Raw genomic sequence first — 20,525 nt, forward strand, 5'->3', positions numbered from 1 at the left:
CGGGCATCCGTGCTGCCCAGGAGGAGCTCGGAAAGCGGGTCGATCGCCGTGGCTCGAATGCGGGCCCGAAGAACCGGTCGCCATCGATCTCCAGCGATTCACCTCGAGCCTGAAGACGGCCTGGCAGGCGGGGAGAGAAACGGCCGACACGTCGGCGGCCATATCGACGGACTAAGCCTTACCCAAAAAGCCGAGCCTGCTGGAGCCATTCGAACCCAAATTCGAGCGTGGCTAGAGGCGGATCCGGCGCTCTCGGCAGCCTCGGTCCTGCAGCGTCTAAAGAGCGCCGATCCGTCACGCTTCACGGAGAAAAGCCTGCGGACGGTACAAAAGGCCGTCAAGGCTTGGCGGATTGAAATAGCCGGGCAGATCATACGCAATGGCGACTGGTTGGAGTGCGCGCCCGTATCTCAGTGCCCTCAACTTCAGTAACATTCCTGGGTGAGGCAATAGGAGGGGTCAATTCCTCGATCCGCATGACATAGCGTTCGGCGCCTATATCGAACAAGTTCTCGTGCCAACACTTGCTCCGCCGTTGCGAGCTTCCTAATGGCATTCAGAAACGCTAGGGCGGTCCGGGGTAAATGGTACTAACTCCCTTTCGAGGCCGCGAGCCGCCCCGCCCGTCAACCCACCTAATGCCGCAGTATCCGAGCGTTGGCCAGAGCTTTAGAAATAGAGCCGTCCGATGCAATAAAACGGGGTGTACCAACATGCAAAGCAACGTGACCACACTTGACGTTTCAAAGTACATTTCCTGCGCAGATGATGTAGCCCGCAACGCAGGCCTCAATATTGCAATGGGCGACGATTTTCGGCAGTACGTGGCGATCACCAGCAAACTTCCAGGCAAATATCCAACTACTCCGAACTTCAATCCGAACTACTCTGATCTTTCACCTGAGAGCTCCTTCTGGATTGTAGGGCGTGACCAAGAAGACAGAGTCGCCCATGTACAGGCATTGCGACTATACGATCTATCCAAAACCACACTTGTTGAGCATCTGGAGTCGCTGCGCGCCTGCTTTGCGGACCCCGTCGGCAAATCAGGCCTTAACTCAACGTGTCGTTGTTACGCACCCAGCGCTCGCAGCATTACCGGGCGAGTCGCTTATCGCGGTGACATGTGGTTTCGCGACGACTTTAGGGGTCGTGGTTTGCTAGCACCGCTTGGTCGCCTTGCATTCGCGCTTGCTTGGGTGAACTGGTCCCCTGATTTCATCTACTCACTTGTGGCCGAATGGTACATCAAAAAGAGAATATTCGATCGATCAGGACACTGTCATCGAGAGCCCCATGGATCAGTCCTTCGGTTGCCAACATTAGGAATAGACGACGACGAATGGCTCCTCTGGACGACTCGCGACGAGCTTCTCAAGATGCTCTCGAATACGTCAGAAGTCGCCCGTGAGTGGGAAAATCATGTTCGGGACAGCACGCTCCTTCACTCTGGCTCTTTATGATGTACGCGTTCGCCGATTGTGCATGCGCAATTACAGCCGGGAGTGGGCACCGTCCTCAGCGGCTGAAACAACTGATGCAGATCGCCTGGGCCACCCACAGAACGTAACAGCAGAGGCAGATAAAATGCGAAAAGCGCTCATTTTAATTGAAAATACGCGGACTAATGGCCGGTCGTACGTAGAAGCCGTCCGGCGTCTTCGGCTACATCCAATAATCCTGGCGGCAGATCCAGCACTTTACGACTATGTCGCGGCGGAACGCATTGAAGTCGCTCGCGTCGATACAACCAATTTGGATGCTCTGATCGGCGAATATTCTCGGCTGGGTAAGAGTTTCGACATAGCCGGAGTTACATCTGCCGCAGAGTCGTTCTATGCGACAGTTGGCAAGATCTGTCGGAATTTCAATCTACCTGGACCTGATCCGGAATCAATTGAACAATGCTGCAATAAGGCCGCCCAACGTCAGGTCCTTGCGGCAGCCGGAGTTCCCGTGCCTGGCTATCGGTCGGCGACCACAGCCGCCGAAGTACAATGCGTTGCAGCGGAGATCGGCCTGCCAGCAGTACTTAAGCCTGCAGTCGGCAGCGGTAGCCGAGGAGTCCGCTTGTGTCGCGACGCTCGCGAGCTAGCTGAACACACAGATTATCTATTGGGCGGGAAGCACATGTGGCGATCTTCACCCGAGGTATTGGTAGAGCAGTTCGTGGATGGCCCTCATTACATCGCCGAGATCATGGGAGACGAAGTTATTGGAATAGGCATCACTGAGTATGGCCCACCGCCGCATTTCGTGTTCCGCCAGTTGACCTTTCCTGCACCCTTGACCGATGAGCAGTACGAGCGTGCCGTTGATGTTGTACAACGCTGCCTCCGGGCACTCGGCCTTGGCTGGGGACCAACGAACATTGAGTTCCGGTGGACCGAGGTCGGTCCAGTCGTTATTGAAGTCAACCCGCGACTTGCTGGTAATCCTGATCCGCAATTGGTTCAGCTGGCCTTCGACGTCGATCTCATCGGCGAGCACATCAAGCTTGCTATTGGTGAACAATGCAATTTGTCGAAGAGGCAGTCACGAACAGCGACCGCCCGATCCTTGATTGCGGATCGCGATGGCACACTTGATTACATTGATGGTATCGACCGGGCGGCAGCTATACCCGGTGTCGCGGACGTCAAATTGTATGTTAGACCAGGAACGCCAATAGTCAGAAATGGTGATTACTGTGACCGAATTGGATATGTCGTTGCTGTAGCGCCCTCGCGCTCCAGCGCTGATACGATAATTCAACGCGCAGTTGAATCAATCGATTGGTCTATTTCACCATTCTCGGACCTTCATGATCAGGAACAATATACTCCGCTGTACTTTCCGGACTAACCAGTTGTGAGCTTTCCATAGACTATCCATCGGATCCGGACGAGAAAGCTGAGGCTGTCGACGCTTCAGTGATTCGAAACCGACCAGCAGACCCCATCTGGCCGGCTTAACGCGTGACTAGATAAGGCAGACATTCGATTTCTCGTAAGCGGGTAGGTCACCCCACGTATCTTTAGGGCCGCTGAACGGTCATTCTCTGCATGAGTCATGCGGAGAAACCTATGAGCGACAGTGTGAATCATCATCATCATCGAACATTCGAGGTCCTGACGGCGGAGCCGGTGCGGTCTCGACGCAAGCCGCGTCATTGGTCGGACGAGGAGAAGGCGCAGCTTGTCGCCGAAGCGCTCTCGCCGGGGGCCAATGTGTCGGCGATTGCGCGGTCTCAGGGATTGGACCCGTCGCAGCTCTATGCCTGGCGTCGTAAGGCGCTCTCGTCGGGAATGGTCGCGCCATTGACGGAGGGAGCGCCCGCGCCAGTCAAGTTCACGCGCTTTGAAGCGGTGGGCAGTTCGATGGTGGAAATCGTCGTGGGCGATATCGTGGTGCGCGCCGGCGCCGATGTCGATCCCGATCACCTGGCCAAGATTCTCCGGGTGGTCCGCTAGGTATGATCGCTTCCGGAGTTGTGGTTTACGTGTCGTGCCAGCCGGTCGACTTCCGCAAGGGAGCCGCGTCTTTGATGGCGCTGGTGAGGGACGGCGGCCTCGACCCGTTCTTATGTGCCGGGCGAGATTATGTGGCGGAGCCGTCCCAGCGCCAGCCGAGGCCCGCCTAATCTGGAATTCTCCGCCACATAATATTTCGTGCCTCTTGGATGAGTGCGGGATCCCCCCGCGCCGCTATTCCGGAGGGACAACATGCTCGAGTTCTATTTCTCGTATCGTGGGGTGCTCAAGCGCCTACGTAGCGGTGCGCTCGGTGGCGAGATGGATCGCCTCGCCGAGCATTTTCTTACGCTCGGTTATAAGCGAGCGTCCGCCAAGATTTACCTGAGCCGGGTTGCGCGTTTTAGCCAGTTTGCCGCGACGCGCTGTGGCTTGATGCCAATCCATCAAGATGTCATCGACAGCTATTTGGGCACGTTTACTACAGATACTCCGCGGATCGGGGCCGTATCGGCTCTGGCACACGCACGGCGAGTGGCTCCGGAGCGGTTCATTATTCCCGTTCCAAGTGAAGAGGCTGACCCGGATGCTCTGCTTCTGGCCTCCTTTTCGGACTATCTGCGCACGGTACGGGGCCTGGAGCCGAAGACCCGCGAAGGTATTCTTCTGGGCGGCCGCCGCTTTTTGGATTGGTTCCGCCATCGCCACCCCGGCCAAAATCTTGAGGCGTTGACGGCCGAGCACGTGCTCGCTGCTGTCGAGCATCGGCTGTCGCTATCGGCGACCTCCGGCACCCGCACGGCAGCGACCTCTCACATTCGAACATTTCTTCGGTTCTTATGTTGGGCTGGCCACCATCGCCAAGATCTTGCCCGCATCGTCCCGAGGACGCCCTATTGGCGTTTGGCGCATCTGCCGCCGCGCCTTGCATGGGGTGACGTTCGGCGCGCAATCGATGCGATCGGCGCAACGACGCCGGTCGCTATCCGCGATCGAGCCGTCCTGCTGCTGCTCGCCACCACGGGCATTCGCAACGGCGAGTTACGCGCCATTCGGCTGCAGGATATCGACTGGCGTACTGGCGAGGTTTTTATCCGGCGCACCAAGGGCAAGCGTGATCGGGTGGTGCCACTCCTTGAGGAGACCGGCGCCGCACTCGTCGACTACATCCTGCGCGCTCGACCGAAGGTGGACAGTCCGTATCTGTTCCTGTCGTTCACGCCGCCGGTGGGAGCGTTCAAGTCTGCGGCGCCTGTATCAAGGATCGTGAGGAAGCGATTGCGACATGGCGGGGTCGAACTCGGGCGGGTCGCAGGTGCACATCTCCTGCGCCACAGCCTCGCCACCCAGCTTGTCGGGCAGCGAAGGCCAATCAACGAGGTCGCCGATCTTCTTGGTCACCGGAGCATCAACACAACGGCGCTGTACGTAAAGGTTGCGGCCTCGCAACTCGCCGAGGTCGCACTCCCCTTTCCGGGAGGCGCTGCATGACCGCCTTTGCCCGATTCCTCGGCGAGAAGGTCGAGCGTTACATCGACCTGCGTCACTCGCTCGGCTATGCCTTCAGCAAACAAGCCGGCACGTTGCGGGCTTTCGTCCGCTACGTTGAACGCGCTCAATTCGATGCGCCCGCCACCCGGACTATGGCGCTGGACTTCGTCCTGTCGTTCGGCGGCGCCGCCAACAGCCGCGCCACTCGTCACGGCGTGCTCCGCCGATTCTACGAGTATCTCGCTGTCTATGACGCCCAAACCGAAGCCCTGAAGCGCAGAGCCTTTCCTAGATCCAGGGCGATTCCGCCTCCACGTATCCTCAGCGAGGCAGAGTTGGCGTCGCTCATCGACGCATGCGCCCGCATTTCGCCAGGCATCCCTCTCAGGGGGCTGACGATGGCGACGCTGATCGGACTGTTAGCAAGCTCGGGACTGCGGTCGGGCGAAGTGGTCAGGCTTGATCGTTCCGATGTCGATCTGACCAACGGGGTTCTTCTGGTTCGGAAGACGAAGTTCCGCAAGGATCGTCTCGTTCCGGTTCACGCGACGACCCAAACAGCGCTTTGTCGCTATGCCCGTGAGCGCGATGCCGCTTTTCCCAGTCCCAAGGACCAGGCCTTCTTCCTCAGCTCTCGTGGCAACCGCCTCTCGGCGACTGGCTTGCAATGCGGATTTGCTCAGGTCCGCAAGTTCGCCGGCCTTGATGACGGCAAGACGTTGCGGCCGCACGATCTGCGGCACCGGTTTGCCGTGACCCGCATGAGCCTTTGGCATCAACAACGCGCCAACGTCCAGGCGCTACTCCCGGTGCTCGCCACCTATCTCGGCCACGCCAATTACAGTGACACAGCCTACTACCTCACTGGCTCGGTGGATCTTCTCGCCATGGCGGCGGAGCGCGCCTTCCTCGATGGAGGCGCAGCATGAGCGAACACTTACTCCTGGCGCCGCTCCTGGAGTCCTACTTTCGCCGGCGCTTGACCAAACAACGCAACGCGACTCCCGCGACCATGGCCAGCTATCGCGACGCCTTGCGCATGCTCATCCTCTTTGCCGCCACCCGGTTGCGGAAGAAGCCGGCGGCTCTGGTGCTCGAGGAGCTCGATCGAGACCTCATTCTCGCGTTTCTCGACGAACTCGAGGAGAAGCGGAACAACACGATCGCCACGCGCAACGCCCGCCTAGCGGCGATCCGATCGTTCTTCCACCATGTCGCGGCCGCCGATCCGGCGTCCTTCGGTGTCGCCCAACGCGTGCTGACGATTCCCATAAAACGGGCGCACATCGAGGTGACGCATCACCTCACCAAGGCCGAAGTGGACGCCCTCATTGAGGCGCCCAATCCAAGGACGCCCCGTGGTCGGCGTGACCGCACGTTTTTACTGTTCCTGGCACGGACCGGCGCGCGGGTCTCCGAAGCTACCGGCGTCAACGCAAACGACCTTCAGTTGGAACGGTCGCACCCGCAAGTGCTGCTGCGCGGCAAAGGGCGCAGAGACCGCGTCATCCCCATTCCTCAGGATCTGGCGAGAGCACTGACAGCCTTGTTGGCCGAGCACGGAATCGCGAACCACGAGCCGCGACCGATATTCGTCGGCGCCCGCAACGAGCGCCTGACGCGCTTCGGAGCAACCCACATCGTGCGGCGTGCGGTGGCCCAGGCCGTGACCATCAGGCCGACCTTGGCCCAAAAGCCTATATCGCCGCACATCTTCCGACACTATCTACCCCACCCGACTATGTCGGGTACCGAAAACGCAAGCGTCTGAGGAACAACGAGATTTCCTACAGGATCGGCCGAGCCACACGACATAGTCAGCGGGATCTACAGGCTGTTCAAGAACGCCAGCAGATTGTCGTCGGGCCGGAATCGGGATGACTTCCCGGAATATGGGGATGTCTTTGCCAACGCCGCCTCCTTCATCGCCAACGTCGCCTCGAGATAGATTTGTGTCGTCTCGACCGATTCATGGCCGAGCCACAGGGCGATGACGGCGCGATCGACGCCGGCCTGTAGGAGGTCCATGGCCATCGTGTGCCTCAGACGATGAACAGTGACGCGCTTTCCCTCCAGCGACGGGCTCATGGCAGAAGCGATCTGACGGTGTTTGTTCAGCATATACTGAACGCCATGAACGCTCAGCCGCTCACCTCTGGCGCTGGGAAACAGGATACCTTGGTCTCCGCGCTGCGGCTCTTTCAGCCAGTTTCTCAAGACGGCGGTCGTAGACTTGGCGAACGGGGTGCAGCGTTCCTTGCGCCCTTTACCAATGACGCGCAGGTGGGCCCCCGTGCCGAAGAACAGATCATCCCGCTTGAGACCGGTGATCTCCGATAGGCGCAATCCGGTCTGCACCGCGACCAGGAGGAACGCGTGGTCGCGGCGGCCGGACCAGGTCGATCGATCCGGTGCGGCCAGCAAGGCATCGACCTCCGGACGGGTCAGGAAATTAACGAGGGTTCGGGTGAAGCGCTTGCTGGGAATCGCAAGCACGCGTTGGATTTGGGCGGAATGCTCGGGTATCTCGAAGGCCGCATAGCGAAAGAAGGAATGAATCGCCGTGAGGCGCAGGTTGCGGCTGCGGACGCTGATACCCTGGCGGTTCTCCAGGTCATCAAGGAAGGCAACGATCAGCGGCGCGTCGATCTCCTCGAAGTTCAGGCGAGAGGGCGGCTTGCGCAATCTTCGTTCTGCGAACTTCAGCAGTTGCCGAAATGTATCGCGATAGGAACTGATCGTATGGGGGCTTGCCTGCCGCTGTTGCATCAGGCGTTGGAGGAAAAAGCTCTCCAAGAGTGGCGCGAGGCTGGCGTGCTTGGTCATGTCCGATCCTCCCAGCGACGTTCAAGGCGGCGCATTGCTTCTTTCATCAGCTCGGGTGAACCGGTGAGGTACCATTGGGTATCGGCCACGTGGACATGACCGAGATAGGTGGACAGAATGGGCAGGAGCCGCTCGGGATCTTGCTCGGCTTCGTACCAGCGCACCAGCGTGTTCGTGGCGAACACATGCCGCATGTCATGCAGCCGCGGACCGTGGCTGTCAGTTGCGCCGCGCAGGCCGATTTGGCGAGACAGAGCATAGAATGTTCGGTGAATGTCTCCGACATCAAGGCGATTGCCCAGTTGCGAAGTGAATAAATAGGGAGATGCCGCCTGGGCTGCACAATGCTGTCGTCGGCGTTTGAGATAATCGCGGAGCACTGCGCATGTCGATGCGTGCATCGGTACAAGACGGGACTTTCCGAACTTCGTTCCGCGGATCGTCAACACCGCAGCGTCGAAATCAACGTCCGCGAGCTTGAGGTTGCGCGCCTCGCCGAGCCGCAAGCCGGAAACGCTCAGCAGCCCGAACAGGCAATAATATGTCCATGGCCTGAGCTTGCAGCGGGTATATCGACACGGCATCTCCAGAGCGGCCGACAGGAGGCGTTGGATGTCTTCCTTCGAATAGAGATATGGTCGAGCCCGCTTCGGGCGAAAGGGAAGCAAGCCGCTTGGAGGAATCTGAGTTCGCGGATCGGCGGCGGCCCGATAACGGGCGAATACGCGGACATAGCCCAGCCGTGTCGCCCAATGCGAAGGCTGCGCCCGCGACGGTCGCTGAGCCCAGGCAAGGGCCAGTTCCGTCGTGATGTGTGGCGTGTCGTTGGCCTCCAGGAAGGCGGCGAAATCGATCAATCCCCGTTCTGTCTCTCGCAGCTTGAACCCCAGCCCTCGCCGCATCTCGATGTACTCCTGAACAGCCTGTCGGAATGTGCTCATTGGGCTTCTCCCGGCCATGGCAAAGCCAGTGTTCGCAACGCGTCGAGATCGACCTTGGCGTAAATTGCCGTTGTCTGCACATGACGGTGTCCCAGGACTTCGCCGATCTCACCCAGCGACGCGCCGCCACGCAGCATCTCCGAGGCAAGCCCATGTCGGAATTGGTGCGTTCCCTTTGTTGGAGAGTCGATGCCGGTCCTCTTGAGTGAGCGTCTGACAATTGACCCGAGTCCGCTCGGGCCCACGAAGCCTCGGATCGGGGCCTTGTCGCGTAGAAAAACACGGCGACTGGCATTGCGCGGACGCGCCCTCCACAGGTAGTCGGCAATCGCCTCGCCAACGTCCGCCGGCAACGGAAGTTCGTTACGTCCGTGTTTACCGCGCACCCGGATCCGTCCGGCTACCCAGTCAATATCGTCGAGCTCGAGCGTCACCACCTCGCTCGACCGCAATCCCAGTCGCGCCAATGCGAGGATCATCGCATAATCGCGACATCCGATGGGCGTATCCCGATCGATGCTGGAGAGCAATCGGCTCACGTCATCGCGGCCGATTGCACGAGGAATGGATGAGAGCGACCAATTAGCCACGATCGGGACCGCGGCCGCGAGGTCCGACGTGATGTCCCCCCGATAACGCGCATAGGAGAGAAATGACCGCAGTGCCGTGGTCACAATCTTTGCGCGTCGCATATTGAGGCGCGATACCTTCTTTTGCACGAAATCGGTCACGTCGGCGGCGCGCAATTGTGCGAGCGAGATCTCGCCATCACCGAAGCGGAAGCTGAGAAAATCCCGGACAACAGGTCGGTAATTTATGATCGTTTGACGCGACAGGGCACGGGCGTCTCGCAGATGCCGCTCATATGCCTGCACATGTTGTTCTACCGCTGACGGGTTGTGATCGACCTCAATCTCTTCGGCGATCGCGTTTTGACTTCGAAGAAAAGCCAATAGATGTCGAAGAGCGGCGTCATCTCCAAGCTTTGGGCGCTGCACTCGGTCGAGCAAATAACGCCCAGCATGCTCTCCATTTATGTCGCTGAGTCCAATCCCCTTTTGCCGAAGCCAACTGCTGAAGCCGGCAGCCATCAGCACCTGGTTCCTTGTAGAAACAAGGCCGTAGCCTCGATCAACGAGCCATTCGGCAAAAGGAATAATGTAAATCGCCACCGGGCCCTCTGGCGGCCGCGACAGCGCAAAATCGGCATTGACGAAATACTTCATTCTTCGCTCCCTTCCCAAGCTGGATTGCTGGAAGGGCTACGAACTATCTCTACACGCTATCTATAAAGCATTGAAATCTTTGATCGAAATCTAGTTACACGACATAGTCCGGCGGGGTAGATAGTGTCGCCTATATCGATCAAGACATAGCCGACACTCACTGGCCATGAAGCTTCTCCAGGCGGGCGTTGACCTTTTAACGATCCAAGCCTGGCTCGGGCACGCACAGGTCGCTACAACCCATCGCTATGCCGCCGCCGATGTCGAGATGATGCGCAAAGGTCTCGAGAAGGCTGGAGTCGCCGGCGATCTGGGCATCCGTTTCCGACCAAATGACGCCGTGCTGCAACTACTGAACAGTATCTGACTATTATGTGGCGGAGAATTCCAGATTAGACGGGCCTCGGCTGGCGCCGCGACGGCTCCGCCACATAATCTCGCCCGGCACATAATCGCATTTGGACTAACCCGCTCCGCTACCGCGGAGCGGCAAGGAGGTCATGTATTCAGTAGGAGCCCCAACTGCGCGACGATGGGACGGCTGTTTGGCAGCCTATTCCATCAGACAGAGGAGCTCGTCATGACCCCACTTCGCCAGCGCATGAGCGAGGACATGCAGGTGCGCAATTTCTCGCTCAATACCCAGCTTTCATATCTGCGGCAGGTGTCGCTGTTTGCACGACACTTCGGCAAGGCGCCGGACTTGCTCGGCCGCGAGGATATTCGGACCTATCAGGTCTATCTGGCCAACGAGAAGAAGCTGGCGCCTAACTCAATCCATATCGCCATTGCGGCGTTGCGCTTTTTCTTCAGCGTCACACTCGAGAGGGACTGGGTGCCTGCAGAGGTATTGCCGCTTCCGAAGAAGCCGCAGAAGCTGCCGATCATCCTCAGTCCGGATGAAGTACAGCACTTTCTCGGCTGCGTGCTTGATCTCAAACACCACGCCATCCTGACGACGTGCTATGCCGCTGGCTTGCGCATCTCGGAAGCGGTTCAGCTGAAGCCCACGGACATCGACAGCCAGAGAATGGTCGTCCGTGTCGAGCAGGGTAAAGGCCAGAAGGACCGCTATGTGATGTTGTCGCCCAAGCTCCTGGAGATCCTGCGCGACTATTGGAGGATGCCGCGGCCAAAAGAGTGGCTCTTCCCCGGAGATCGCGCCGGCCACCCGATCACTCGGGATGCAGTCGGGCAAGCCTGTGCGAAAGCGCACGATCTCTCCCGCTTGTCCAAACCGGTGACGCCACATAGCTTGCGGCATGCCTTCGCCGTCCATCTCCTTGAGGCCGGCGCCGACGTGCGCACCATTCAATTGCTGCTCGGTCACCGCAGCCTCGCGACCACCGCCCACTACCTGCGCATCGCCACCAACAAAGTCTGCGCCACCTCAAGCCCGTTCGAGCTTTTGCCCCGTCCGGCGCCCACGCCGCCGCCCGCCAAACCTGAGTATTTCTGAGCTCCCGATGGCCCGTTCGGGGCCGGAAGTGGCGGATATCTTCCGTCGCTACGGCGAGGCCTATCGTGCCCAGCACACGTCGCTTTCGACCGCGCAGCGCCGCGTCATGACGGCGATCGAGTTGTGCCGGACCGCCGCGCTCGGTGGGCACGTCGAAGCGTGCGATCAATGCGGCCACCGGCGCATCGCCTTCAACAGCTGCCGCGACAGGCATTGCCCCCGCTGCCAATCGCTTGCCCGTGCGCAATGGCTGGAGGATCGTCGCGCCGAGCTGCTCGAAACACAGTACTTTCACGTCGTCTTCACACTGCCGGAGGCCATTGCCGCCATCGCTTACCAGAACAAGGCGCTCGTTTACGGGCTGCTCTTCCGCGCCACCGCCGAGACGCTACGCACCATCGCTGCCGACCCCCGACATCTCGGCGCCGAGATCGGCTTCTTCGCCGTCCTGCACACCTGGGGGCAAAATCTACTGCACCATCCCCATCTGCACTGCGTCGTCCCGGGTGGCGGGTTCTCGCCGGACGGCACGCAATGGATCGCCTGCAAACCCGGCTTCTTCCTGCCGGTCCGCGTGCTCTCTCGCCTGTTCCGACGCTTGTTTCTGGAGCACCTGGAGAAAGCCTTCGACGGCGGCAAGCTGCAGTTCTTCTCCGACTTGCGAGCCCTCAACGAGCGCAACGCCTTCCGGCGCTATCTGGCGCCGCTGCGAAAGGCCGAGTGGGTCGTCTTTGCCAAGCCGCCCTTCGCCGGGCCCGAACAGGTGCTCGATTACGTCGGCCGTTATACGCACCGCGTTGCCATCTCCAACAACCGGCTCGTCGATATCGAAGATGGAGCGGTGCGTTTCCGCTGGAAGGATTATCGGCACGGCGACCGGCAAAAGGTCATGACCGTGTCGACCGACGAATTCATCCGCCGCTTTCTGTTACACGTCCTGCCTGAGGGCTTCCACCGCATCCGCTATTACGGTTTCCTCGGCAATCGCTATCGCGAACAAAAGCTTGCCCAATGCCGCGACCTGCTCGGCATGTCCGTTCCCGCCCCATCGGAGACCCAGGCGCCGAAGGAGTACCGCGACCGCTACGAGGAACTCACCGGGCGTTCCCTCAGACAATGCCCGGCCTGTCATCAAGGGCAGATGATCACCATCGAAATCTTCGACGGCGTCACCGGACCGCCGCGATGCTGGGACACGTCATGAAAGAAGCGCTTTCATCGTCACCGTCGCACCGTTCCGCCGGAAACCGGTCGGTCCCGAGAAGGTGCGTGCCGTTGCGCCTACCGATCCTTCCCGGCAGGTTACAATGGCAATCTCAACCCCTGTCGAATTCCATATCGGCGCTGCTTTCGTCCCGTGCACCCAGCGGCGGCGTACGTCATCACCGCCCCTGCGACGCCTTTCCTTCGAGCCGCACCATTCAATACCCATAGGACCTGAAACGCACCCGCGGCTTAGTCCAACACGTTTTTAGCGCACCGTCGCCATCCGCCTCGGCGCGCGCGTCAACGTGGATACACGCGACGCCACGCTAAAAACGCTCTGCATTATGTGGTGCGGCACATAACCGTTCAATGGTTCGCTTTACGTGTTCCGATCGAAGCGGGCGGACCGTGTTCGGATAGTTTGGTGGGACGGCAGCGGGGTCTGCCTCTATTCGAAAACTCTGGAAGAGCAAAGCTTCTGCTGGCCGGGCATATCGGCGGCGCGGATGCGTCTGGACCATTCGCAGTTGATGGCGCTTCTGGCCGGGCTCGATTGGAAAAAGATCCGCCCGGCCAAGGTCAGGCGGCCGTTGTTAACGGGCTGAAACCGGCCTGCGACATGATGAATCATGTGGCTGTAACGGTTGGGAAAACGGCTGTTTTTGTGCTCTATTGCCTCCCATGGTTTTGCCTGTTGCCGATCTTCCCGACGACGTCGATGCGCTGAAAGCGATGATCCTCGCAATGGCCAAGGAGCGAGCTGCGAACGAGGCCCGACTTGCAGCCGCGGCGGCAGAGGTCGCCCGGCTGAAGGCCGTCGAGAAAAGCGCCAACGAGCGGATCGCCAACCTCACGTCGATCCTGAAAGTTCTGCAGCGCACGCAACATGGCACGCGGTCCGAGCGGCTGCGCTTGGCTGTCAACGACGAACAGGTGTCCTTTGCGTTCGAGGAGGTCGAAACCGGCCTTTCGGAAATCCAGAGCGAACTCAACCGCGCGGCCGGGGACAAGCCGAAGCGTGCGCCGCGTCCGCGCAAGGGCTTTGCCGCACACCTCGAACGCATCGAGGAGGTTATCGAGCCGGAAGTCCCGGCCGACTGCGCGGGGCTGGAAAAGGTTCTGATCGGCGAGGACCGCTCCGAGCGGCTGGACGTCGTGCCGCCGAAGTTCCGGGTCATCGTGACGCGCCGCCCGAAATACGCTTTCCGAGGCCGCGACGGCGTGGTTCAGGCACTGGCGCCGGCACACCTCATCGAAAGCGGCCTGCCGACGGAGCGGCTGCTCGCCTATATCGCCGTGTCAAAATACGCCGACGGCCTTCCGCTTTACCGGCAGGAGGCGATCTATCTGCGCGATGGTGTCGAGGTCAGCCGATCACTGATGGCGCAGTGGATGGGGCATCTGGGCTTCGAGTTGCAGATGCTCGCCGATTATATCCTGGAGCGCGTCAAGGAGGGCGAAAGGGTCTTCGCCGACGAGACGACCTTGCCCACCCTTGCCCCCGGTTCCGGGAAAACCACCAAGGCCTGGCTGTGGGCTTACGCACGCGATGATCGACCCTATGGCGGAACCAGTCCGCCGATGGTGGCCTACCGTTTTGAAGACGGCAGGGGCGCCGATTGCGTGGCGCGTCATCTCGCCGGATTCAGCGGCATTCTGCAAGTGGATGGCTACTCAGCTTATACCAACCTGGCCAAGGCGCGGGCCAAAACCGGCAGCAATGAAACGATCCAGCTCGCAGGGTGCTGGGCGCACCTGCGCCGCAAGTTTTACGACCTGCACATCAGCGGGGTCTCGCAAGCCGCAACGGATTCAATCATCGCCATGACCGAGTTGTGGAGGCTCGAGGATGAAGTGCGCGGCAAGGATGCCGCAAGCCGCGCTGAACTCCGCCAGGAAAAGTCCTCGGCCATCGTCGCCAGCCTCTTCGAGCTGTGGGAAAAGGAGCTGGGCAAGGTCTCGGGAAAATCCAAAACCGCCGAGGCGATCCGCTACGCGCTCACCCGGCGCGAGGCGCTGGAGCGCTTTCTGACGGACGGCCGTATCGAGATCGACTCCAACATCGTCGAACGGGCGATCAGGCCCCAAACGATTACGAGAAAGAACAGTCTATTCGCCGGCAGCGAGGGCGGTGGACGAACCTGGGCGACGGTGGCCACCTTGCTGCAGACCTGCAAAATGAATGGCGTCGATCCGCTCGACTGGCTCTCGCAGACCTTGACCCGCATTGCTCAAGGCTGGCCCGCATCCGAAATCGAAGCGCTCATGCCCTGGAACTTCAAGCCTGACGCTATCGGCTGACCGCTTACGATTTCTCTGACTGTGAGGATCTATGTCTACGCCTACAGCTAGCCCTAGCAGGCTGTTGAAGAAGTCTCCTGTTTGGCCCTGAGTATGGCCTCGTCGCCGTTGTGGTATGCGAAAGTGATCTCGACCGTAAGAGCGGCAAGGGAACCCCGTCTGGCGGAAGGGGGTGGCGGCCGGATATCGTAGCGCGTTGTGAGCCGATGTGAGCTTCTATGTCTGCGCCTCGTTCTGAAACTAGTTCGCAGTCGAGGCAGCAGGCTGCGGCTCCCGCTTTGGATTGCCGAACGGCTTCCTGGACAAGCAAATGGCCGATGCGTAATGCATAGCCTCACAGTGCAACCACGCAACGGACACTACTGTCGCGTTTGTCGAGCCCACGACGTAGCGGCATGCGGCTGAGTACTGGCTGCATGGTGTTCAAATCCCTGACAAACGAACAAGAATTTCGTTGACGCCCCCTTTCTGCAAACTTGGCACGACTTTTGAACCTCATTGGCGACGCGAGTAGGACTCGTCAACGATATACATTACTCAACGGACGAAGGAGGAGAGCAAGATGCCAGATCTCCATCGACTTGCATTGAGCGCCCTGCAATACCGGCCGGTGGGGGCGCAGAGCGGTAATGCCTCATCGGCTGCCGCGTCGTGCACCGGTGACTACATGGCGGGCGATTCGTCACTCGAGCGAGACTGTGGAAGACTCGCGGATGGCTGCAGTTTCCCTCAAGTCCGCGGATCGGCCACCGGAGTTTCTGATCAGTCCTTGGGAGGATCGATCCATTTCTCAAACGCAGGTAGGGACGAGTATGTGGTCGAGCTCGGCCGGCTTCTCGACCTGACAGATGGTGTCGCTCAACCAAAAAAATTGTTCGACCTTTTGTCGGCTTTTGCGTTTAAATTTGGCTGCAAGTGGCTGGCCTATGGTCCGCTTACAAGCGACCATAAGGCTCTGAACCGAGTGAAATGCGACTCGGAAGAGATTCTGAATTATCCTGATGGTTGGCGGGAGCGATGTCTCGAAATGGGTTACGAGACGATAGCCCCTGTCATCAAAGAGAGTCGAATGGGGGCTGGCCCGATTCGATGGAGCGACATGTACAGTGACGCAAGCACCACTGAATACGAGCGGCGCATGTTTGACGAGGCTGCAATGTTTGGCTTGAGGTCCGGCATTACTGTTCCATTGCGTGGCCCTAGAGGTAGCTGCGCGATCATGAGCTTTGCTCGGCATTGCGAGCGTGAATTCCACGACAGAACAATCGCCTATTTACAACTTGCCGCGACCCATTTCCATCTGAGAGTCGCGAAAATCGCGAATTTGAACGCCGTCCAAAAAATTCCTGCCCTTTCTTTAAGAGAAAAAGAGTGTGTGTTGTGGGTGGCACGAGGGAAATCTTCGTGGGACATAGGGGTTATTATGCGGATTTCCGAAAATACTGTGAACTTTCACATTAAGAACGTGATGCGGAAGTTGGGTACTTCGAGCAGAACCGTCGCAGCGATTAAAGCAATAAGCCTTGGAATTATCGAATTGTAAGAAGCGACCAAGCAACGTCAGGCTCGGGCACTCTCTAAAGGGAGTACAGGTGATTCGAACATCGGCCACGCTGCTACTCTTGTGAGCCTGCATTCAGAGCTCGCGGCCTCTGCACCGCGGCAGTGAGTTACCCACATGGCTGATCGTCAGACTCGGCTCGGAACCGATCTTGGAGGGAGCGCCAAGTCTTTATCGTGGGAGCCGCATCTGGCTGCATGGCGGCTACATGTCCTCTCGCGTCTGCAATAAGTAGTGCGACTCAGATAGTTTCAAGCTCTCAGGAAATCGGATGTCGAAAGGCACCAGGGGCAAACTCTCCTGGTTCTCGTCTAGTCATATCAGAACACGCGAATATACTGAAGAAGTGGCACCGACGATACTGCCAGCCTGGGTAGGCGCGTGGGCCTGCATCGCCGTGTAAAACCGCGGAGCCACGTAAAATTCCGATGTGGCATTGGCATCGGTTTCAAGAGCATGAGGCGCGCCGCTCTGACGCCATCGTCTTGTTGAGGAAAATCATGTCAAACGAGAGTAAGTCCAATTCACTCTACGCCTTCGAGAGCCTCGAATCGAACGTGCGATTTTATTCGCGATCGTTCCCCGTGGTGTTTGAGAAAGCCGCAGGCGCCATTCTGCATGACGAGAGCGGCCGCGAGTTTATCGATTTTCTCTCTGGCTCAGGCGTTCTTAACTACGGTCACAACGATCCGTATTTTCTTGACGAAGCGACTCAATACCTGAGATCAAATGGAATAATCCACGGGTTGGACATGGCTACGCCAGCTAAACGAGAGTTTATGGAGTGTTTTGACGCCATAATATTGCGGCCACGTGGTCTGACTTACAAATTTCAGTTTTGCGGTCCTACCGGCGCTAATGCAGTGGAAGCTGCTTTGAAACTCGCGCGCAAGGCCACTGGACGGCACAGCATAGTTTCATTCACTAACGGCTTCCATGGGATGAGCTTGGGTGCGCTCGCGGTTACGGGCAATCGATACTACCGGGACGCGGCAGGCTTTCCGCCAGCCGGGGTGGCGTTCATGCCCTATGACGGGTATTGGGGTGCCGATAACGACACTTCGGAATATCTCGATAAGGTGCTCGCTGATGCAAGCAGTGGCGTAGATGTACCTGCGGCAATCATTCTGGAAACCGTGCAAGGCGAAGGGGGGATCAACGCCGCGCGAAAAGAGTGGCTGCAGTCGATCCAGCGGATTTGCAGAAGCCATGGCATCCTGCTGATTGTTGACGACATTCAGGCAGGTTGCGGAAGAGCAGGCAATTTCTTCAGTTTCGAGTTTGCGGGTTTGTCGCCAGATGTTGTAGTCTTGTCGAAGTCTATAAGTGGCTGCGGACTGCCTTTGTCCCTTTTGCTGCTCAAGCCAGAATTAGACGTTTGGCGGCCGGGCGAACACAATGGGACTTTCAGGGGCAACAATCTTGCGTTCGTGACGGGTGCCGCTGCTTTGCGAAAGTACTGGACGAATGATGCGCTGTCTGCCCGTGTCATGGAGACAGGACGCATCATAGCGGAGCGCCTTCGGCAGGTGGCTCAGACCAACCGAGCTCGTAGCCTCTCCGTACGCGGAAGGGGCATGATGTTGGGGCTCAATTGTGGTACAGGTAAGCTGGCTGAGAGGATCGTCCGCAAGGCCTTTGAAGAGGGACTTGTGGTAGAGCGATGCGGAGCGGAAGATCAAGTTATCAAGCTTCTACCTCCTTTGACAACTGACGAGCAGACGCTTCGACGTGGTCTGGACATCCTGCACAAATCTGTGGCCGCAAGCATCTAAAGCGGATCGCGACTCCGGTTCATGGGCGGGTTAAGCGCGATGCAGCGACGCATCGACTTGTTAGTGGAGGGCGGTGATGAATACGACGCTTGTTCTCATTTCAGGAGCGTTGTGATGTGGGACAAGAGCCTGCGGCCACCGCTTCCGCGTGCCGAGCCACGGATCCGTGTCCTTCATGACGACGTCACTGTCGACCGGTATGGATGGCTTCGCGACCGAGAGAATCCCGACGTCCGCGCGTATCTTGAAGCCGAAAACAGCTATGCAGAGCAAGCGACAGCTCACCTGAGAAGACTAAAGACTGAGCTCATCGCCGAGATCGAAGGGCGTCAGCCTTGCGAGGGCGCCACGCCACCGTTCCAAGTTGGGCCGTTTGACTACTTCCAGGGACACGAGCGGGGGCTGCCTCATCCGGTATGGTGGCGGCGGCCGGTGACCGGAGGTTCGGCCGAGCTTGTCCTCGACCCGAACGCGATACCCGGGGCCGACGTCTTCTATTGGCTCGGTGTGTTCGAGCCGAGTGACGACGGGCGTTACCTAGCGTTTAGCGTTGATCTCATCGGTGCCGAGCGCTACGAGTTAAGGGTGCGAGACATGTCCGACGGACGCGATGTCTGGCGAGACGCGGGTAGCGTCGGGCAGGTTGTCTGGGCCGCCGACAATCATACGCTCTTTTTCACACGGGAGCGGCCTGACCGGCGGCAACATCATCAGATCGTCCGCTTGAACGTCGGGCGAGGAAACTCGGAGGTGGTGTTCGAGGAGGCAAACGAGCGACTGGCGGTGCTGGTTCGGCGTTCTCAGAGCGGCGCTTGGTTATTCCTCGACGTACTTACTACCTCGGACATGTCCTCTTACGTTCAGCGAGGGGCTGCAGAGGTGTGGTGTCTTCCCGCCGACGAGCCGGGAGGTCAGTGGCGCCGGATCGTGATGCGTGAACTGGGGCACCAGATCTATGCCGAGCACTGGTACGACAGGTTCCTGTTTCGGGTGGATGATGCTGGACCGTACTGGCGGCTGGTGAGTGCGCCGATAGATGATCCCTCACCGTCGCGGTGGGAGGAGGTCGTGCCGCATCGAGCGGGCGTGACGATCGACGAGATCCACGTGCTCGAACAGCACTTGGTCCTCCTGGAACGAGAAGGCCTCCGTCCTCGCCTGATCTCGCGTAATCGAAGCGGGCGGGTTGGCGCTGTGATCGTTCCCGACGAGCCGAGCTGCACTATAAGGGTCGGCCTGTCGGCCGGTGGTTGCTATTCGGCCGCACGACATCCGTTCCGAAGCTCGAAGTTGACCTACTCGGTTAGCTCGTTTGTGACGCCCGACACCTTCATCGAGCATGATTTCGCCAACGACCGATCGGTGGTCCTGTGCGAGGCCCGCGTTCCCGGGTATGATGCCACTCAATACCTTGCAACGGTCGTAATGGCAGAGGCTGAAGACGGGGTGCAGGTCCCGATCTCGTTGGTCGCGCGGCGCGATCGAACGAGCCCTGGACCAGTGTTATTGAGTGTGTACGGCTGCTACGGGATACCGAGATTGCCCTCGTTCCTCGCTTGGCCCTCTTCCATGACGGCGCGTTTGAGCCTGCTCGACCGCGAAGTAGCTTTCGGCATCGTGCACGTGCGAGGGGGTGGCGAGCTCGGACGCCCATGGCACGACGCGGCTACCCGCGACCAAAAGCGCATTACTCACACAGATCTCATCTCCGCTACCGAGGGGCTTATTGAGCGTGGGTTCGCCACCCGCGACGGCGTCGTTATTGAGGGAAAGAGTGGTGGCGGGGGTACGGTGCTTGCAACGGCCGTCTTTCGGCCCAACTTGTTCCGCGCCGTGGTTGCCGAGGTCCCACTGGCCGACATCATAGATACCCAGCTGGACTCGACAATGCCGTACACGCTAAAGGAAACGGCAGAGTATGGAGATCCCCAGGACGCCTACGAGTATCGGTATCTGCGCAGCTACGACCCGTATTACAACCTCAGCCCCGAGCGATCTCTTCCACCTACATACGTCGACGCCGCGCTCGACGATGGCCAAGTGATCTATTACCAACCTGCTCGTTACGTGGCGCAGCGTCGGTCCTGCGCGACCGATCGCGACCCCGATCTTGTCTTCCGCATCCGGATGGTGGGCGGACACAGCGGCCCGTCACATGGGCCTGGCATAGCGGAACAAGCAGCTTTTCGCATGGCCTGGGTTCTCGACCAGCTCCGAAGTCACGCTCCGCCCCCATCAAGGAAGGCGCGCTCCGCCGCCAGAAGGTCCACCGATCCAGTGAGATAGT

16 protein-coding genes and 1 pseudogene are annotated in these 20,525 nt (G+C 59.2%); 14 read left to right on the forward strand and 3 right to left on the reverse strand.

Translation table 11 applies throughout. The features are described 5' to 3' along the window. Window positions 1-713: 713 nt before the first annotated feature. The 6 genes from NGR_RS30705 (at window position 714) to NGR_RS30730 (ending at window position 6,714) form a co-directional block, all read left to right on the forward strand. The gene (locus NGR_RS30705; RefSeq protein WP_193377915.1) at window positions 714-1,463 is read left to right on the forward strand and encodes a hypothetical protein; all 750 of its coding nucleotides are present in this window, start codon (window positions 714-716) and stop codon (window positions 1,461-1,463) included. Beyond that, entirely contained in the window at window positions 1,408-2,844 is a 1,437-nt protein-coding gene (locus NGR_RS30710) for an ATP-grasp domain-containing protein (protein WP_010875213.1), read from the forward strand. The genes NGR_RS30705 and NGR_RS30710 overlap by 56 nt, the downstream gene beginning before the upstream one ends. A 221-nt stretch (window positions 2,845-3,065) precedes the next feature. After that, entirely contained in the window at window positions 3,066-3,452 is a 387-nt protein-coding gene (locus tag NGR_RS30715; RefSeq protein ID WP_164924734.1) for a transposase, read from the forward strand. Between the two features lie 252 nt (window positions 3,453-3,704). After that, window positions 3,705-4,943 (forward strand): site-specific integrase, encoded by a 1,239-nt coding sequence (locus tag NGR_RS30720; RefSeq protein WP_164924735.1) that lies wholly within the window; start codon window positions 3,705-3,707, stop codon window positions 4,941-4,943. Then, window positions 4,940-5,872 carry a tyrosine-type recombinase/integrase gene (locus NGR_RS30725; RefSeq protein WP_010875216.1) on the forward strand — a complete coding sequence of 311 codons (933 nt, stop codon included), beginning with the start codon at window positions 4,940-4,942 and terminating at the stop codon, window positions 5,870-5,872. The genes NGR_RS30720 and NGR_RS30725 overlap by 4 nt, the downstream gene beginning before the upstream one ends. Continuing rightward, window positions 5,869-6,714 (forward strand): tyrosine-type recombinase/integrase, encoded by an 846-nt coding sequence (locus tag NGR_RS30730; RefSeq protein ID WP_010875217.1) that lies wholly within the window; start codon window positions 5,869-5,871, stop codon window positions 6,712-6,714. Before NGR_RS30725 ends, NGR_RS30730 begins: the two co-directional genes overlap by 4 nt. 56 nt (window positions 6,715-6,770) lie before the next feature. Here NGR_RS30730 and NGR_RS30735 read toward each other — a convergent pair whose 3' ends face one another. Genes NGR_RS30735 through NGR_RS30745 form a run of 3 tightly spaced genes read right to left on the reverse strand, consistent with a single transcriptional unit; the run spans window position 6,771 to window position 9,936 of the window. Further along, window positions 6,771-7,769, reverse strand: coding sequence for a site-specific integrase (locus tag NGR_RS30735; protein WP_010875218.1), 999 nt, complete (start codon window positions 7,767-7,769; stop codon window positions 6,771-6,773). Then, window positions 7,766-8,710, reverse strand: a complete 945-nt coding sequence (locus NGR_RS30740; RefSeq protein ID WP_010875219.1) for a tyrosine-type recombinase/integrase — start codon at window positions 8,708-8,710, stop codon at window positions 7,766-7,768. The genes NGR_RS30735 and NGR_RS30740 overlap by 4 nt, the downstream gene beginning before the upstream one ends. Beyond that, on the reverse strand, window positions 8,707-9,936 hold the full coding sequence (locus NGR_RS30745; RefSeq protein WP_010875220.1) for a site-specific integrase: 1,230 nt from the start codon (window positions 9,934-9,936) through the stop codon (window positions 8,707-8,709). Before NGR_RS30745 ends, NGR_RS30740 begins: the two co-directional genes overlap by 4 nt. A 160-nt stretch (window positions 9,937-10,096) precedes the next feature. Here NGR_RS30745 and NGR_RS30750 point away from each other — a divergent pair, with 160 nt between their 5' ends. The 8 genes and pseudogenes from NGR_RS30750 (at window position 10,097) to NGR_RS30785 (ending at window position 20,524) form a co-directional block, all read left to right on the forward strand. Further along, complete coding sequence (locus NGR_RS30750) at window positions 10,097-10,303, forward strand: tyrosine-type recombinase/integrase (RefSeq protein ID WP_282096861.1); 207 nt, start codon at window positions 10,097-10,099, stop codon at window positions 10,301-10,303. Between the two features lie 213 nt (window positions 10,304-10,516). Next, on the forward strand, window positions 10,517-11,395 hold the full coding sequence (locus tag NGR_RS30755; RefSeq protein ID WP_164924737.1) for a tyrosine-type recombinase/integrase: 879 nt from the start codon (window positions 10,517-10,519) through the stop codon (window positions 11,393-11,395). A gap of 7 nt (window positions 11,396-11,402) precedes the next feature. After that, on the forward strand, window positions 11,403-12,599 hold the full coding sequence (locus NGR_RS30760; RefSeq protein WP_010875222.1) for an IS91 family transposase: 1,197 nt from the start codon (window positions 11,403-11,405) through the stop codon (window positions 12,597-12,599). A gap of 376 nt (window positions 12,600-12,975) precedes the next feature. After that, window positions 12,976-13,206, forward strand: a pseudogene (gene tnpB / locus NGR_RS33895) (IS66 family insertion sequence element accessory protein TnpB); the annotation flags it as partial. Window positions 13,207-13,282: 76 nt separating this feature from the next. Beyond that, entirely contained in the window at window positions 13,283-14,902 is a 1,620-nt protein-coding gene (gene tnpC / locus NGR_RS30770; RefSeq protein WP_010875223.1) for an IS66 family transposase, read from the forward strand. 562 nt (window positions 14,903-15,464) lie between these two features. Next, window positions 15,465-16,445: a helix-turn-helix transcriptional regulator gene (locus NGR_RS30775; protein ID WP_010875224.1), complete on the forward strand. Its 981-nt coding sequence runs from the start codon at window positions 15,465-15,467 to the stop codon at window positions 16,443-16,445. A 518-nt stretch (window positions 16,446-16,963) separates the two neighbouring features. Beyond that, a complete protein-coding gene (gene ectB, locus NGR_RS30780; protein ID WP_164924739.1) occupies window positions 16,964-18,238 on the forward strand; it encodes a diaminobutyrate--2-oxoglutarate transaminase in 1,275 nt (424 codons plus the stop codon). A gap of 114 nt (window positions 18,239-18,352) precedes the next feature. Next, complete coding sequence (locus NGR_RS30785) at window positions 18,353-20,524, forward strand: prolyl oligopeptidase family serine peptidase (RefSeq protein WP_240545275.1); 2,172 nt, start codon at window positions 18,353-18,355, stop codon at window positions 20,522-20,524. Window position 20,525: the final 1 nt, after the last annotated feature.

The sequence above is a fragment of the Sinorhizobium fredii NGR234 genome (genome assembly GCF_000018545.1).
Lineage (GTDB): Bacteria > Pseudomonadota > Alphaproteobacteria > Rhizobiales > Rhizobiaceae > Sinorhizobium > Sinorhizobium fredii_A.

What these genes read in the sequence shown, in the direction of transcription:
- NGR_RS30705 (WP_193377915.1), top strand. Translation starts at nt 714, where the DNA reads ATGCAAAGCAACGTGACCACACTTGACGTTTCAAAGTACATTTCCTGC.
- NGR_RS30715 (WP_164924734.1), top strand. Translation starts at nt 3,066, where the DNA reads ATGAGCGACAGTGTGAATCATCATCATCATCGAACATTCGAGGTCCTG.
- NGR_RS30720 (WP_164924735.1), top strand. Translation starts at nt 3,705, where the DNA reads ATGCTCGAGTTCTATTTCTCGTATCGTGGGGTGCTCAAGCGCCTACGT.
- NGR_RS30725 (WP_010875216.1), top strand. Translation starts at nt 4,940, where the DNA reads ATGACCGCCTTTGCCCGATTCCTCGGCGAGAAGGTCGAGCGTTACATC.
- NGR_RS30730 (WP_010875217.1), top strand. Translation starts at nt 5,869, where the DNA reads ATGAGCGAACACTTACTCCTGGCGCCGCTCCTGGAGTCCTACTTTCGC.
- NGR_RS30735 (WP_010875218.1), bottom strand. Translation starts at nt 7,769, where the DNA reads ATGACCAAGCACGCCAGCCTCGCGCCACTCTTGGAGAGCTTTTTCCTC.
- NGR_RS30740 (WP_010875219.1), bottom strand. Translation starts at nt 8,710, where the DNA reads ATGAGCACATTCCGACAGGCTGTTCAGGAGTACATCGAGATGCGGCGA.
- NGR_RS30745 (WP_010875220.1), bottom strand. Translation starts at nt 9,936, where the DNA reads ATGAAGTATTTCGTCAATGCCGATTTTGCGCTGTCGCGGCCGCCAGAG.
- NGR_RS30755 (WP_164924737.1), top strand. Translation starts at nt 10,517, where the DNA reads ATGACCCCACTTCGCCAGCGCATGAGCGAGGACATGCAGGTGCGCAAT.
- NGR_RS30760 (WP_010875222.1), top strand. Translation starts at nt 11,403, where the DNA reads ATGGCCCGTTCGGGGCCGGAAGTGGCGGATATCTTCCGTCGCTACGGC.
- tnpC (WP_010875223.1), top strand. Translation starts at nt 13,283, where the DNA reads ATGGTTTTGCCTGTTGCCGATCTTCCCGACGACGTCGATGCGCTGAAA.
- NGR_RS30775 (WP_010875224.1), top strand. Translation starts at nt 15,465, where the DNA reads ATGCCAGATCTCCATCGACTTGCATTGAGCGCCCTGCAATACCGGCCG.
- ectB (WP_164924739.1), top strand. Translation starts at nt 16,964, where the DNA reads ATGTCAAACGAGAGTAAGTCCAATTCACTCTACGCCTTCGAGAGCCTC.
- NGR_RS30785 (WP_240545275.1), top strand. Translation starts at nt 18,353, where the DNA reads ATGTGGGACAAGAGCCTGCGGCCACCGCTTCCGCGTGCCGAGCCACGG.